The sequence below is a fragment of the Arthrobacter sp. EPSL27 genome, assembly GCF_001512305.1.
Taxonomy (GTDB): Bacteria; Actinomycetota; Actinomycetes; order Actinomycetales; family Micrococcaceae; genus Arthrobacter.
Genome location: NZ_LNUT01000005.1, coordinates 1,114,838 through 1,128,230 on the forward strand (window position 1 = coordinate 1,114,838; position 13,393 = coordinate 1,128,230).

14 protein-coding genes are annotated in these 13,393 nt (G+C 72.0%); 3 read left to right on the forward strand and 11 right to left on the reverse strand.

Features of this window, described 5'->3' with window-relative positions:
- Nucleotides 1-38 precede the first annotated feature (38 nt).
- The 7 genes from AR539_RS16080 to ssd all read right to left on the reverse strand — a co-directional run bounded on the left by AR539_RS16080 (nt 39) and on the right by ssd (nt 5,130).
- Complete coding sequence (locus AR539_RS16080; protein WP_082699403.1) at nt 39-443, reverse strand: Rv3654c family TadE-like protein; 405 nt, start codon at nt 441-443, stop codon at nt 39-41.
- Complete coding sequence (locus tag AR539_RS16085) at nt 440-820, reverse strand: TadE family type IV pilus minor pilin (protein ID WP_231728636.1); 381 nt, start codon at nt 818-820, stop codon at nt 440-442. Before AR539_RS16085 ends, AR539_RS16080 begins: the two co-directional genes overlap by 4 nt.
- Before the next feature lie 38 nt (nt 821-858).
- Nucleotides 859-1,182 (reverse strand): DUF4244 domain-containing protein, encoded by a 324-nt coding sequence (locus AR539_RS16090; RefSeq protein WP_066439133.1) that lies wholly within the window; start codon nt 1,180-1,182, stop codon nt 859-861.
- Between the two features lie 177 nt (nt 1,183-1,359).
- Nucleotides 1,360-1,983 (reverse strand): type II secretion system F family protein, encoded by a 624-nt coding sequence (locus tag AR539_RS16095; protein WP_066439136.1) that lies wholly within the window; start codon nt 1,981-1,983, stop codon nt 1,360-1,362.
- Nucleotides 1,980-2,828: a hypothetical protein gene (locus AR539_RS16100; RefSeq protein WP_066439140.1), complete on the reverse strand. Its 849-nt coding sequence runs from the start codon at nt 2,826-2,828 to the stop codon at nt 1,980-1,982. The genes AR539_RS16095 and AR539_RS16100 overlap by 4 nt, the downstream gene beginning before the upstream one ends.
- Nucleotides 2,825-4,114, reverse strand: coding sequence for a TadA family conjugal transfer-associated ATPase (locus tag AR539_RS16105; protein ID WP_082699404.1), 1,290 nt, complete (start codon nt 4,112-4,114; stop codon nt 2,825-2,827). The genes AR539_RS16100 and AR539_RS16105 overlap by 4 nt, the downstream gene beginning before the upstream one ends.
- Complete coding sequence (gene ssd / locus AR539_RS16110; RefSeq protein ID WP_231728637.1) at nt 4,111-5,130, reverse strand: septum site-determining protein Ssd; 1,020 nt, start codon at nt 5,128-5,130, stop codon at nt 4,111-4,113. The genes AR539_RS16105 and ssd overlap by 4 nt, the downstream gene beginning before the upstream one ends.
- 206 nt (nt 5,131-5,336) lie before the next feature.
- On the opposite strand from ssd, the gene AR539_RS16115 reads away from it, so the two are divergent.
- Both AR539_RS16115 and AR539_RS16120 read left to right on the forward strand, forming a co-directional pair.
- Nucleotides 5,337-7,055: a bifunctional 3'-5' exonuclease/DNA polymerase gene (locus tag AR539_RS16115; RefSeq protein ID WP_066439143.1), complete on the forward strand. Its 1,719-nt coding sequence runs from the start codon at nt 5,337-5,339 to the stop codon at nt 7,053-7,055.
- Nucleotides 7,056-7,196: 141 nt separating this feature from the next.
- Nucleotides 7,197-7,445 carry a YegP family protein gene (locus AR539_RS16120; protein WP_066439145.1) on the forward strand — a complete coding sequence of 83 codons (249 nt, stop codon included), beginning with the start codon at nt 7,197-7,199 and terminating at the stop codon, nt 7,443-7,445.
- A 47-nt stretch (nt 7,446-7,492) separates the two neighbouring features.
- On the opposite strand, the gene AR539_RS16125 is transcribed toward AR539_RS16120, so the two are convergent.
- The 4 genes from AR539_RS16125 to AR539_RS16140 form a co-directional block, all read right to left on the reverse strand.
- The gene (locus AR539_RS16125) at nt 7,493-8,191 is read right to left on the reverse strand and encodes an NUDIX hydrolase (RefSeq protein WP_157361033.1); all 699 of its coding nucleotides are present in this window, start codon (nt 8,189-8,191) and stop codon (nt 7,493-7,495) included.
- Entirely contained in the window at nt 8,188-8,958 is a 771-nt protein-coding gene (gene nth / locus AR539_RS16130; protein ID WP_066440096.1) for an endonuclease III, read from the reverse strand. The genes AR539_RS16125 and nth overlap by 4 nt, the downstream gene beginning before the upstream one ends.
- A gap of 144 nt (nt 8,959-9,102) precedes the next feature.
- Complete coding sequence (locus tag AR539_RS16135) at nt 9,103-10,398, reverse strand: hypothetical protein (protein WP_066439151.1); 1,296 nt, start codon at nt 10,396-10,398, stop codon at nt 9,103-9,105.
- A gap of 209 nt (nt 10,399-10,607) precedes the next feature.
- Nucleotides 10,608-11,078: a hypothetical protein gene (locus AR539_RS16140; RefSeq protein WP_066439155.1), complete on the reverse strand. Its 471-nt coding sequence runs from the start codon at nt 11,076-11,078 to the stop codon at nt 10,608-10,610.
- Nucleotides 11,079-11,368: 290 nt separating this feature from the next.
- Between AR539_RS16140 and acs the strand changes: the two genes are divergently transcribed.
- Nucleotides 11,369-13,387 (forward strand): acetate--CoA ligase, encoded by a 2,019-nt coding sequence (acs, locus tag AR539_RS16145; protein ID WP_066440098.1) that lies wholly within the window; start codon nt 11,369-11,371, stop codon nt 13,385-13,387.
- The last annotated feature ends 6 nt before the right edge of the window (nt 13,388-13,393 follow it).

Genomic DNA, 13,393 nt, shown 5'->3' on the forward strand with positions numbered 1-13,393 from the left:
CTGCCGGCCGCGGCTCACGGCGGCGAGCCTGCCCCAGCTCACGGCGGCGGCCCTGCCCTGGCCAGGCCGGTGGCCCGGCCCAGCGGTGTGGGCACCTCCAACTCGGTGCGGACCTGCACTGTGCTGCCGCTCCCTTCCGCGCAGCTCAGCACCCTGGCGCCGTTCCTTCTTGCCACATCGGCGGCGACACCGCAGGGATCTCCGGGGGTGAGGCCCCGGGCAGCGTCAGCGGCGGCGAGGGCCGCCAGATCTGCGGCCGCCGCCGCCCGGAACGCCGACGCCGCCGACTGGCCCATCACAACCACCACCACGGCCGCGAGGATCACGAGCACCGCCAGCCCCAGCGCCAGGACGGTACCGGAGCCGCGTTCCCGGTCCGCCCGGGCGTGGGAATTCCCCTGCTGCCCGTCCGGGCCGGACCCGTGCGCTTGTGTCCGGCTCACGCCGCGGGATCCAGCCACCGGGTTTGCGCTGGCGGAACCCGGGCTGCAGCCGGGGGTCCGGAGGATTCGTTGCGGGCCCAGGCGCGGGCCGAGAGGGTCCACGGCAGAAGCGACCCGACGGCGCCCGGGACCTTGCCCGAGACAGTGACGCTGAACCACTCGCCGTCGGAGGTTACCACCGGCGCCGCTGCGCTGCCCGCGAGCCGGCGGACGATTGCGTCCACGGCGGCCGGATCCTCGCCCCGGGCCAGGGCCCGCGCGCCGGCCCTGGCTGCCTCCTCCAGCCGCAGCTGGGTGACGCCCGCCGCGGAGCCTGCCAGCAGCAGGGCGAGCAGCAGCACCACGGCTGGCATCGCCACGGCGAACTCTGCCGTCACGGCACCGCGGGACGTTCTGCGGGCCGGCCGCACGGGACTCATGGCAAGGCGAGCGCCGTGCGGATGAGATTCAAGAGGAAGCCCCGCACCTCGTCACTGCGCATGATGAACACGAGGATGCCCGCGAACCCCACCGCGGCCAGTGTGGCGATGGCATATTCGGCCGTCGCCATCCCCCGTTCGGAGCCGAACAGCCTTGCCCGGGTGTTTACACGGCTCCTTGTCCGGTTCCTTGCCCGGTTGCCCGTCCGGATCGGTTCAACGGTGCTGGCCCCCGGGAAGATTTCGAGGATTTCAGCGTCCTCCGGGTCGGCAGTGACGGGCCGGGCGGCGCGGCCGGGGGCAGGGTGATGGGCTGACATGGGAGCGTCCTTTCATTGGATTCCGGCGGGACCGCCGGCTGTTTCCACTCTTCCGGGCGGGCACTGAAGCCCGGAAGGTGCGGGTGCCGCCAAGTGGAAAAGTCAGGGACCAGGCGGCCTGTGGAGGAACACAGGGACCGGCGCCCGGCCTCCCTGGCACCACCATCAGCGGCAGCGTCAGCGCGGCAGCATCGCCAGCAGCACGGGGACCACGCCCAGGCAGACGAACGCCGGCAGGGAACACAATCCCAGCGGCACAACCAGCCTCACTCCCAGGGCCGCGGCTTGCTTCTCCGCGGTCCGGAACCGTTCCCGGCGCAGGCGCGCGGCCTGGGCGTACAGGATGGCGGAGGACGGAGCTCCCGTATGCGCGGCAAAGGTTAGGGCGTCGCGGAGGGCGAGCAGTTCCGGCGAACGGTCGGCGGAGCTGCGCCAGGCCGTGTCCCAGTCGGCACCGATGGCCAGCGCCGCGACCACCGGCCGCAGCGGGCCCCGGATCTCGGGGGTGGCCAGCCCGGCCGCCAGGGACAGGGCCCGGCCGAGTCCGGCTCCGGCGTCGAGCATCGCACCGATCAGTTCCAGCATCATGGCCACATCGCTCAGCCCGGTTCCGTCCGCGGACCCGGCTGCTTGCCCGGCCGGTCCGTCATCATCTCCCGCGCGGCCCTGCTCTCCAGCCCCGGGCGCATCCCGTGCCGCCCGCCTGAAGCGCCGCCTGGCCGTCGCCCCGCCGGAGGACGCGGTCACTGCGGCGACGGCCAGCACCGCCGCCACCGCGAGGGCCGTGGCATCTGCCGTCACTGCTGGAGTCCCTCGGCCGCCCGGACCAGCCGCGCCGACCAGATCCGGCCCGCGGTGGTCAGCGCCAGGCCGGCCGCCAGCGCCGCCCCGCCCCAGGAGGTGCCCAGCAGAACGTCGAGGGGGTCCACCCCGAGGAGCATGCCCAGGCCCAGGCCAAGAAACGGCAGCCACGTCAGCAGCCGCACCGTGGCCCGCGGCCCTGCCAGCGCCGTCTGCCGCGCGGCCTCGGCGTCGTCCTCGGCCTCCAGCTGCGCGGCGAAGCGCGTCAGGACCTCCGCCAGCGGGCACCCTGTGGCTTCGGCAACATCAAAGCACGCGGCGAGCTGAAACCAGACCCGGCCCTCCCGCGCCGCAGCGCCGCCCTCCGCGGTCCCCGCGAGCGGTCCGGACACGGCTGCGGAACGGATGGCCGCGCCCACGGGCGATCCGCGCAGTGCGGCCGCCCGGGCGGCAGCCAGCAGCCGCACGGACCCCGGGGCCAGCGCAGCCGGCCCGCCCGATATGGCCGCCCCGGACGGCATTGCCTCCCCGGAAGTCGGCGGTGCCGCGGAAGGCGATGCCGCGGAATCACCCCCGTGGAGAAGCCACAGTTCATCCCATAACCGGCCGGGGGTGCGGCCGCCCTTCAACAGAGCCGCCAGTTGCTGCACCAGCAGGTTCATCGGCACGCCAGTTGCTCCCCGGCGCCGCCAGTGCACCGCCCGGCCGGACGGAGCCTGCGGGGCGGCGCCGGCCGCGCCGGTTCCGGCAGCCAGCGCCCTGCCAAACCGGCGGCGGCGCGCACCCGCCGGCGACAGGGCCAGCAGCACGGCGAGCGCCAGGACCCCCACCATCAGGGCGGTCACGGCGGGTCCACGTCTGCGGGCTCCACGACTGCGGGCTCCACGTCTGCGGATTTCACGACGTCAGGGTCCAGTCCAAGGCGGGCGGCGAGGCGGGGCCAAGCGGGCCCGCGGCGGACAGCTCCGTCGCGGATGTCCAGCGCGGACCCGACCACCAAACCCGCCGGGCCGTTATCCAGTACCCCGATGCAGGACACCGTGCGTCCGGAGTCCAGCCGCTCGACGTGGACCACCGCGTCGAGGGCGCTGGCCGCCTGCAGCCGCACCGCATCCTGCCCCATCCCGGCGAGCGCACCCAGCGCCGTGAGCCGGGCCGGTACGTCCGCCGCGGTGTTGGCATGGATGGTTCCGCCACCACCGCTGTGGCCGGTATTCATGGCTGTCAGCAGTTCCCGCACCTCTGCACCGCGGCACTCCCCCACCACCAGCCTGTCCGGCCGCATCCTGAGGGACTGCCGCACCAGCTCCCCCAGGTCCACCACGCCGCCGCCCTCAACGTTGCCGTGCCGGGCCTCCAGCGAGACGACGTGCGGGTGGACCGGGTTCAGCTCCGCGGCGTCCTCGATCAGCACCAGCCGCTCACGCGGCGAACACAGGCCCAGAAGCGTGGCGAGCAGCGTGGTCTTGCCGGACCCTGTGGCTCCGCTGATCAGGAGACTCAGACGGTGCTCCACCATCCGTTCCAGCACCGCCTGCACCAGGTCCCCGAACATCCCGTGCCGCCGCAGCTCGCCCATGGAGAAGACGCGTTCGCGCCGGATCCTGATGCTGAGCAGTGTCCCGGTGGTGGAGATGGGCGGCAGGACGGCATGGACACGGAAGCCGCCGTCGAGCCGGGTATCAACGCAGGGAGATCCGTCATCGAGCCGCCGCCCGCCGGCTGCCACCAGCCGTGCCGCCAGCGCGCGGACCTGCGGCTCGCCGGAGAACGTCACGGGCGCCCTTTCAAGCCCGTTGCCGCGGTCCAGCCAGACGGTGCCCGGGCCGTTGACGAAGATGTCTGTCACTGCCGGGTCCCGGACCAGTGCCTGCAGGGGTCCCAGACCGTTCAGTTCCGCACTGATCCCGTCGACGGCGGCCAGCGCTCCGGCTGTGCCCAGCAGGCGTCCGCTTGCCTGCACTGCCGCCGCCACCCGCGATGGCGTCACCGGCGCGGCATCGGACATCACCGCTTCCCGGACGGACTCCAGCAGCCGCGTGTCCACGGCGGCCCGGGCCGGCACCCGGTAGCGGGGAAGGCCGGGGCGGGCGCCCGCGTCCGGAGGCCCCGGCGCCGCATGGGCGCTCATGCGCCGGGTCCCGGGGCGAGGTCCAGCACCTGCGCGGCGAACCGCCGCACACTGCGCTGCCGTCCGGTGTCCAGCAGCCGTCCGAGTTCCGTGTCCGCCGCGGCACGCCGCACCTCCGGCACAACCCCGGCGAGGGGCAGCCCGACCGAATCCGCTATGAGCCCGGCATCCAGCGGTGCACCCCGTTTTCCGCGGACCGCGAGTACGGTCTCCACCGGCGGCAGGTCCTGCAGGAGCCGGGCCGTGGCCACTGCCGCCCGCAGCATCGCGGGGACCACCACGATGATCCGGTCGCAGTCCCAGGCGTACGTCCGCAGTGTTTCCGGCCCGCGGCCGATGTCCACCACCACCAGTTCGTAGCCTCGGCGGGCGGCGTCGAGCACTCCGTCCACGACGGCGTGGGCGACTCCGCTGTGCCGTTCTTTGGTCCCGGGCCAGGAGAGGAATGGGAACCCGCCGGCCAGCGGCAGGGAATCGGCCAGCTGGCGGGGGTCGATGGTGCCGCTGGCGTCGGCCAGGTCCGGCCAGCGGAGGCCCGCCGTTTCTTCGGCGGCCAGTGCCAGCTCCAGGCCGCCGCCCCACGGGTCTCCGTCCACGAGGAGGACCCGCACACCCTCCCGGGCGGCCGCGGAGGCCACCCAGACGGCTGCCGTGCTGGCCCCTGCGCCGCCGCACCCGCCGACGATCCCGAGGACCAGCCCGCCAGGAGGGGAGGAGCGGCCGCGGCTGAGGTGCTCGGCGAGCCAGGCCGCGGCATCGGGCAACACCGCGACGCGTTCGGCTCCGACCGCCGCCGCCAGCTGCCACAGGCGGTCGCCGTCCTCGCTGAGTCCGACGAGAACGGCGGGTGAGCGTCCCCGGGGCGGCAGCTCGTTGATGTCGCTGCCGAGCAGCACGGCCGCGGCGGCGTCCCAGAACGGTGCGGCCTCCCTGATGTTCGCGGCCGTACGCAGCCGGCCGCCGGTTGCCGCCACAATCCGTTCCACTTCGCCGCGCAGCGGCTGGAGCCCGGTCACCAGAAGCGTCTCCGGCGCACCGTCCGGGAGCCACCCCCCTGAAGCTGGCCCGGCACGAACCCCGGGGTCGGGTCCCGGAAGTGGTAGCTGGTGCCTGCTCATGCAGACACTCTTCCGGCCCCCGGCCGCTGCCGTAACCCGCACACGCTGCTATGTGGACAAGCCCGCGGACATGGGATCCGCCGCCGCAGGGCAGAATTGACCTTATGTTCCTGCTGCTCGCCGCCCACGCCGACGGCGCAGCCCTCCAGGAACTCACCGCCGACGGCGCCCCGCATCCGGCCGCGGCGGCACCTCAGCTGGTCGACGCCGCCGAGCTGCCCGCCGTCGTGCGGGACCTGGAACAACGGCGGCCCCGCTGGATCTGGCACCGCACGCAGGACTGGTACCCCGCCCTCCTGGCGGCCGGCGTGGAGCTGGAACGCTGCTACGACCTCACGCTCAGCGGCGCCATCCTTGCCCATTCGGAGTTCACCGCCCACACCGCCTATGCGCAGAACGCGGAGAAACTGACCCAGGACGACGAGCTGCAGCCTCCGCGGGGGCTCCAGCCGCCGCCCCCGCCGGCCGACCAGGGCGCCCTGTTCGATGATCCGGACTGGCGGCAGCCGTCCCGCCCCGCCCTCGAGGACCTCCGCACCGAATACGCCGCCCAGCAGGAAGCACTGGGCCAGGCCGACGGGTCCGGCGCCGGGGCCACCCCCGGCAAGAGGCAGCGCCTCCAGCTCCTGCTCGCCGCCGAATCCGCCGGCGCCATGATCGCCGCGGAAATGCAGCACACGGGTGTGCCCTGGCGGGAGGAACTGCATGAGCAGATCCTGGCCGGCCACCTCGGCCCGCGCCCGCCCCTGGGCCACCGGCCGGCCAGGCTCGAAGCCCTCACCGCCGAGCTGCGGCAGCTGCTGAACTCCCCCGCACTGAACCCTGATTCCCCGCAGGACCTGATGCGGGCCCTGCACCGCAACGGCATCGAGGTGAAGACCACCCGGCAGTGGGAACTGAAGGAGTCCAGCCACCCGGCGATCGAGCCGCTCCTGGCCTTCAAGAAACTCTCCCGCCTGCACGCCGCCAACGGCTGGGCCTGGCTGGACGCCTGGGTGGAAAACGGGCGGTTCCGGCCGGAGTATGTGGTGGGCGGGGTGGTCTCCGGCCGGTGGGCGTCCCGCGGCGGCGGCGCCCTCCAGATCCCGCGGCAGGTCCGCGGCGCCGTGCACGCCGATCCGGGGCACAAACTGATCGTTGCCGACGCGTCGCAGCTCGAGCCGCGGGTGCTGGTGGCCTTGGCGCAGGACTCCAGCATGGCCGAGGCCGCGCGCGGCAAGGACCTGTACGCGGGCATCGCCGCGCAGGGCTTTGGCGGCGACCGCGCCAAGGCGAAGATGGCGCTGCTGGGCGCGATTTACGGGGCCACCACGGGCGAGTCCGGCCGCCTGATGCCGCAGCTGGCCCGCATGTATCCGCGCGCCGTCGGCTTCGTGGAGCACGCGGCCCGCGAAGGCGAGGCCGGCCGGACCGTCACCTCACGCCTGGGCCGCAGCAGCCCGCCGCCGTCGGAGCGCTGGCGGCACAGCCAGCGGGCCACCAGCGCGGAGGAACAGCGCCGGGCCGATGCCCTTGCCCGCTCGCGGGGCAGGTTCACCCGCAACTTCGTGGTGCAGGGCTCCGCGGCGGACTGGGCCGCCTGCTGGCTGGCAGAACTGCGACGGCGGCTCCGGGCCATACGCGCGGACGGCACCCCCGCCGGGGAACTGGTTTTCTTCCTGCACGACGAGGTCATGGTGCACTGCCCCGACGCCGCGGTGCCCGGCTGCGTCCGGGCAATCGAAGAGGCCGCGGCCGCCGCCAAGGAGCTGCTGTTCGGCCGGATCCCGGTGGAGTTTCCGGTCAGCGTGGCGGTGGTGGACTCCTACGACACTGCCAAGTGAGCCGCCGCCGACGCCCGTCGTAACGTACCCGCCGGTAGCGTTGTGCCCCGCATGTGACCCCGGTTACGCTCGGAAAGGCCGGTGGCTGAACCGAACTCCGCCGGCCGTGCAACGACGCATATTTTTTGGGGAGGCAGCACTTTGGCTGGCACTTTTGAAATCGCCATGGCCGGTGAGAAGAAGTATTTCTTTAAGCTGACGGCATCGGACGGAACGGTGGTTGCCGTGTCACCGCTCTTCAACACCATCAAGGGCGCCGCGGCGGGCATCAACGCCGTGCGGGAAAACGCCGCCACCGGATACGTGGTGGACAAGTCCCAGGCACTCGACAAGTCCCGCGCCCTGGACAAGGCCTCCGGCCAGCCCGGCGCCCGGCTGGCCCCCAGCTAGGCACACCGCCCGCCGGGCCCCGGCCTGCTCCTGCCCCAGGCGGTGCCTCAGCCCTCCAGCCTGCTCCACGTATCGACGTCGAGCAGGTTGGTGCGGTCCCAAGGAACCGCCCATCCCAGCTGTTCGAAGAGCTGGTTGAGGATCATCCCGGTAAAGCCCCACACCACCACATTGTTGACCGTAAACGCGGGGCTCTGAAACGACTGGCCGGCCCGGCTCACCGTGGCCATCACCCGGTTGTCCGGGTCCAGCAGGTCACGGACCGGAACACGGAACACCTGCGCTGACTCGCCGTAATCCACCACACGCACGGGCGACTGCGACGCCCACCAGCCCAGCACCGGCGTCACCAGGAAGTTCCCGCGGGGCAGGGCCAGCTCCGGCATGACCCCGAGGACCTCGACGCCGGCCGGGTCCAGCCCGGTTTCCTCTTCCGCTTCCCGGAGTGCGGCGGCGGTGACGGACTCCCCCGGGTCGATGCCGCCGCCGGGGAAGGCCACCTGCCCCGGATGGTCATCCAGCGTCTGCGCGCGCTGCAGCAGCAGGACGTCCAGGTCGGCCGGGGCCAGGGCCTTGACGGAGGCCGCGGGGACGTCGTCCAGGGAACCGAACAGCATCAGTACCGCCGCACGCCGGATCCGCTCCCCGGGTGCGACGGAGAGTTCCCGCCAGCGCGGATCCGGCGACGGGGCAGTCCCCGCCTCAACGGCCGCCACCAGGTCGATAAGGTCCCGGCGGGCCGTCACTGCGGTTTCCTCTGCGACTGCATCCGGATTTCCGCGGCCCGGTGCGTCTCGGCGAGAAGCTTCCCGAGGAGCTCCTCCTGGCCGGGGGCAAGTTCGTATTTCAACAGCTTCTTCGCCTTCTCCGGGTCTGTCTCCCCCATGCCGTAGCTGGGGCACCAGTTTGCCACCGCGCAGGCGCCGCAGGCAGGCTTGCGGGAGTGGCAGACGCGCCGGCCGTGGAACACCACCCGGTGCGAGAGCATGGTCCAGTCCTTGGGCTCGAACAATTCGCCGACGTCGGACTCGACTTTCACCGGGTCGCCCGATTCCGTCCAGCCGAAGCGCTTCGCGAGGCGGCCGAAGTGGGTGTCCACCGTGATCCCGGGGACGCCGAACGCATTTCCGAGCACCACGTTGGCGGTTTTCCGGCCGACGCCGGGAAGGGTCACCAGATCGGCGAGCCGGCCGGGGACCTCGCCGTTGTACTCGTCCACCAGCCGGTTCCCCAGCGCCATCAGGTTCCTGGCCTTGGCCCGGAAGAAGCCAGTGGGTTTGATGATGGCCTCCAGCTCGGCCGGGTCCGCCTCGGCCATGCTTTTCGCATCCGGGTAGCGCGCGAACAGCAGGGGCGTGATCTGGTTGACGGTCACGTCGGTGGTCTGCGCGGAGAGGACCGTGGCGACCACCAGCTCGAACGGATTGCGGAAATCAAGTTCCGCGTGGGCATACGGATACTGTTCTGCAAGCGCCCTGTTGATCCGGCGGGCACGCCGTTTCAGGCCCAGCAGGGTCTCCCCCGTCGCGCGTGTGCCGGCCGTCTTGGCACGGCCGTTCTTCCGGCCGGCCTCAGGCACAGCGGCCTCAGGCACGGCGGCGCCCGCCGCGGCTGCGGCGGGCGCCGGAAGGCTGGACTCGCTGGTCACGGGTGCGGACTAACCGCGTTCGATGTTGCTGAGGTCCCGGAGCACGCCCACACGGCCGTCGGTGTGCTGGACCAGGAATTCGTGGCCCCGGTCCTCCAGGGCCAGAACCCATCCGCCGGGTTCGATCACGAAGGCCGTGGCGCCGCTGTGCTCGTCGATGGCGACCCGGGACTGGGCGACGGCGAACCAGAACGCCTCGTACACGGGCTGGACATCGTCTTCCGCGGGCCGGCTGGCCGGATCAACGGTGGCGCCGATGGGCGCCTGTTCGCGGACCTGCGGGTTCACCGTGGTCGGCGCGCTGTGGTGCGCCGCGGCGGGAGCCTCCGCGGCCCGGGTGTCCTCGGCCGCCGCGGCCGGTTCCTGACGCGTAGCTGATCCAGCGGCAGCAGGCACGACGTCGGCGGCCTGGGTCTGTTCGGCGGCCGGGGTCTGCTCGGCGGCCGCCGGTGCGGCCTGGGCGGACGCGGCCGGGACGACGCCGGAGACCTGGGTTTCCGGGGAGGCGGCCGGCGTCGCGGTTGCGGAGCCAGAGGCCGCCGGTGAGCCGGCAGCGGCTGCCGCGCCCGCCGCACCTGCTGCAGCGGCAGCGCCGGCGCCGGACTGTCCGCCCGGGGTGATCCGCTTCGCCCAGCCGGCCACCGTGCTGGTGCCGGCGGCCTTGGGTGCGTTCTGGTCCGTTGCCGCCTTCGGGGCCTTGGGGGCACGGGGCTTGCGGACCGGGACCGCCGATTCGCGGGCCACCACGTGGGCGGGCACCTCGGCGCGGTCAAGGAAGTCACCGGCAAAGACGGGAATCAGCCGGCCCAGCACGGTGGCGGCGAGGAGCCCCAGCGCGCCGACAAGGGCCAGCAGCATGCTGGGCACATACGCGCCTGCGACGGACAGGAAGAAGAACGCTACCGCGAAGGACGCCACCACGGAGCCGAACTGGTCCACGGACAGGGAGCCGATCCGGATCTTGGTGCCGGGGCTGACGCGGCGGGCCACGAACAGGGCGGCCACGATCACCGGCAGGATGATTCCGAGGCCCAGGAAGAACAGGCTGCCCAGGTTCCACAGGTTGTAGCGGACGGCGAACATCGGGATCAGCGAGGCGACAAAGAGAATCAGCGTCGAGCCGAACACGGTGAGGTCCCGGATGGTGAAGGGGCCCAGGACCGCCTCATTCTTCTTTCCGGGCGCCTTGCTGGCTTTGTCCACCGTGAAACGGGGTGCGTCCCCGAAGCCGGCCGCCCGGTCCGTTCCAGCGTTCGACTGGCTCTGGGCAGGCGGCTTCAGCTGCCCGTTTACTTGCTCGTTCAATTCGGTTCTCCTTAGCATGGCGGCGCTCTGGACAGCACCGTCTAACGGCAGGCAGGGCGGGGTCCGCTTGCGGTCCGCCCGCCTCCATCGGATGTCACAACTTCATCTCAGCCTAGTCAAGAGGCAGGCCGATCACTAGCTGACAAGCCGGGCGGGAGGGGACGGATCGGGACGGGTTTCCGGGCCCCGGGCCGGCACCCGCCGCCCGGTCAGTCCAGCACGAAGGTGTCCGCCGCCCGGCCCTGGGCGTCCGTGAGGACCACCGTCAGCGGAACCGTGCCCGCTCCGGCGGGGACGGTGAATTCGTAGCTCGTCGGCGCCAGGTCTGCGGTGCAGGCCTGCTGCCCGGCGGGCTCGAAGGTGATGGACACGCGGTCGCGGGCCTCCGCTTCCATCCGGGTGGGGACGGCCGGGCAGCTGGAACTTCCCCACAGGGTGACGCCGAACCGGCGGGGCCTGTCCACCCAGCCTGCCAGCGGGGTGCCCAGCCCCGGCGGCGCGGGGGCCGCCGTCGTGGTCGGGTCCGGTGAGGCGCCTGGGGTGACCGACGGCGGCGCCACGACGCCGCGGTAGCTGCGGTCGGCCACGCTGTTCGACCCGGCGCATCCCGCCGCCCCCAGCACCAGGCCGGCCGCGAGGGTGCAGGCCAGGGCGGCCGGAACGGGCTTTCTGCGTTGCATGCTTTTCCCACCGTCAGCTAGGAATCCTGGCATCAGTCTGGCCGAAGGACACCGGCCGCGCCAGAGCCCCGCGCCCAGTACCGCCGCCATTCGGCGCTTAACAAACACCGCTCACGGCTCCCCATGTGACGCGGCACACGTTGCCGCGGCCCCAGGCGTTAGTGTGTATTTCGGAACAGCTCTTTGCGGCACGTCCGTGACCAGCCGATGCCCGATGCCGCGCACGCGGCACGGCGCCGGGAGGATCGGACGGGCCGCGCAGCACGGATCGATGAATGATGAGGTTCACCATGTCCCAGCAGACCCCCGGCTCCACGACGACGCAGGCCCCCGAGGGCGATGCCTTCGAAAACCTGTCGCAGGAGAACCGCAAGTTCGCCCCGTCCCCCGAGTTCGCCGCCAACGCGGTGGTCACCGCCGCGGACTACGCCGAGGCCGACGCCGACAGGCCCGCCTTCTGGGCGAAGCAGGCCCGCGAACTCCTGAGCTGGAGCAAGGATTTCACCCAGACGCTGGACTGGTCCACGCCGCCCTTCGCCAAGTGGTTCGTCGGCGGCGAGATCAACGCCGCCTACAACGCCCTGGACCGGCACGTCGAGGCCGGCAACGGCGACCGGGTGGCCATCTACTTCGAGGGCGAACCGGGTGACACCCGCACCTACACCTACGCGCAGCTCACCGAAGAGGTGAAGAAGGCCGCGAACGCCTTCGAGTCCCTCGGCGTGGCCAAGGGCGACCGTGTGGCCGTGTACCTGCCGATGATTCCCGAGGCCGTCATCACGCTGCTGGCCTGCGCCCGGATCGGCGCCATCCACTCCGTGGTCTTCGGCGGGTTCTCCGCCGAGGCGCTCCGCTCCAGGATCGATGACGCCGAGGCCAAGCTCGTGGTCACCGCCGACGGCACCTACCGCCGCGGCAAGCCCAGCGCCTTGAAGCCGGCCGTCGATGAAGCGCTGTCCCATGACGGGCACTCCGTCCAGAACGTGGTGGTCGTCAAGCGCAACGGCCAGGACGTCGACTGGCACGAGGGCCGCGACCACTGGTGGGATGACACGGTGGGGGCCGCCTCGGCCGAGCACACCGCCGTCGGGTATGACTCCGAGCACCCGCTGTTCATCCTGTACACCTCCGGCACCACGGGCAAACCCAAGGGCATCCTGCACACCACCGGCGGCTACCTCACCCAGGGCGCCTACACGCACAAGGCCGTCTTCGACCTGAAGCCCGAAACCGATGTGTACTGGTGCACGGCCGACGTCGGCTGGATCACCGGGCACTCCTACGTCGCCTACGCCCCGCTCATCAACGGCGCCACCCAGGTGATGTACGAGGGCACCCCGGACTCCCCGCACCAGGGCCGCTGGTGGGAGATCGTGGAGAAGTACAAGGTCTCCATCCTCTACACCGCCCCCACCGCGATCCGGACGTTCATGAAGTGGGGCAAGGAGATCCCGGCGAAGTCCGACCTCTCCTCGATCCGCGTCCTGGGCTCGGTGGGCGAACCCATCAACCCCGAGGCGTGGATGTGGTACCGCGAGGTAATCGGCGGCAACGCCGGGAAGAACGGCGAACGGAAGGACACGCCGGCCCCCATCGTGGACACCTGGTGGCAGACCGAGACGGGCGCCCAGATGATCGCCCCGCTGCCCGGGGTCACGGCCACCAAGCCCGGCTCCGCCCAGGTGCCGCTGCCCGGCATCGCCGTGGACGTTGTGGACGAGCTCGGCGAGTCCGTGCCGAACGGCTCCGGCGGCTACCTGGTCATCCGCGAGCCGTGGCCGGCCATGCTGCGCGGCATCTGGGGCGACCCGGAACGCTTCAAGGAGACCTACTGGTCGCGGTTCGAGACCATGTACTTCGCCGGGGACGGCGCCAAGAAGGACGACGACGGCGACATCTGGCTGCTGGGCCGCGTGGATGACGTGATGAACATTTCCGGCCACCGCCTCTCCACCGCCGAGATCGAATCCGCCCTCGTCTCCCACCCGGCCGTCGCGGAGGCCGCCGTCGTGGGCGCCGCGGACGAAACCACAGGCCAGGCCGTCGTCGCGTTCGTGATCCTGCGCGGCGACGCCGTGGACACCGGGGACGCGATGGTGCAGGAACTGCGGAACCACGTCGGCAAGGAGATCGGGCCGATCGCGAAGCCCCGCACCATCCTGGTGGTCCCGGAGCTGCCCAAGACCCGCTCCGGCAAGATCATGCGGCGCCTGCTCAAGGACGTGGCGGAAGGCCGTGAGGTGGGCGACGCCACCACCCTGGCCGACAACACCGTTATGGCCCAGATCGCGCACTCGCTGCGCAAGTAGGAGGCC

What these genes read in the sequence shown, in the direction of transcription:
- AR539_RS16115 (WP_066439143.1), top strand. Translation starts at nt 5,337, where the DNA reads ATGTTCCTGCTGCTCGCCGCCCACGCCGACGGCGCAGCCCTCCAGGAA.
- AR539_RS16090 (WP_066439133.1), bottom strand. Translation starts at nt 1,182, where the DNA reads ATGTCAGCCCATCACCCTGCCCCCGGCCGCGCCGCCCGGCCCGTCACT.
- AR539_RS16140 (WP_066439155.1), bottom strand. Translation starts at nt 11,078, where the DNA reads ATGCAACGCAGAAAGCCCGTTCCGGCCGCCCTGGCCTGCACCCTCGCG.
- AR539_RS16105 (WP_082699404.1), bottom strand. Translation starts at nt 4,114, where the DNA reads ATGAGCGCCCATGCGGCGCCGGGGCCTCCGGACGCGGGCGCCCGCCCC.
- acs (WP_066440098.1), top strand. Translation starts at nt 11,369, where the DNA reads ATGTCCCAGCAGACCCCCGGCTCCACGACGACGCAGGCCCCCGAGGGC.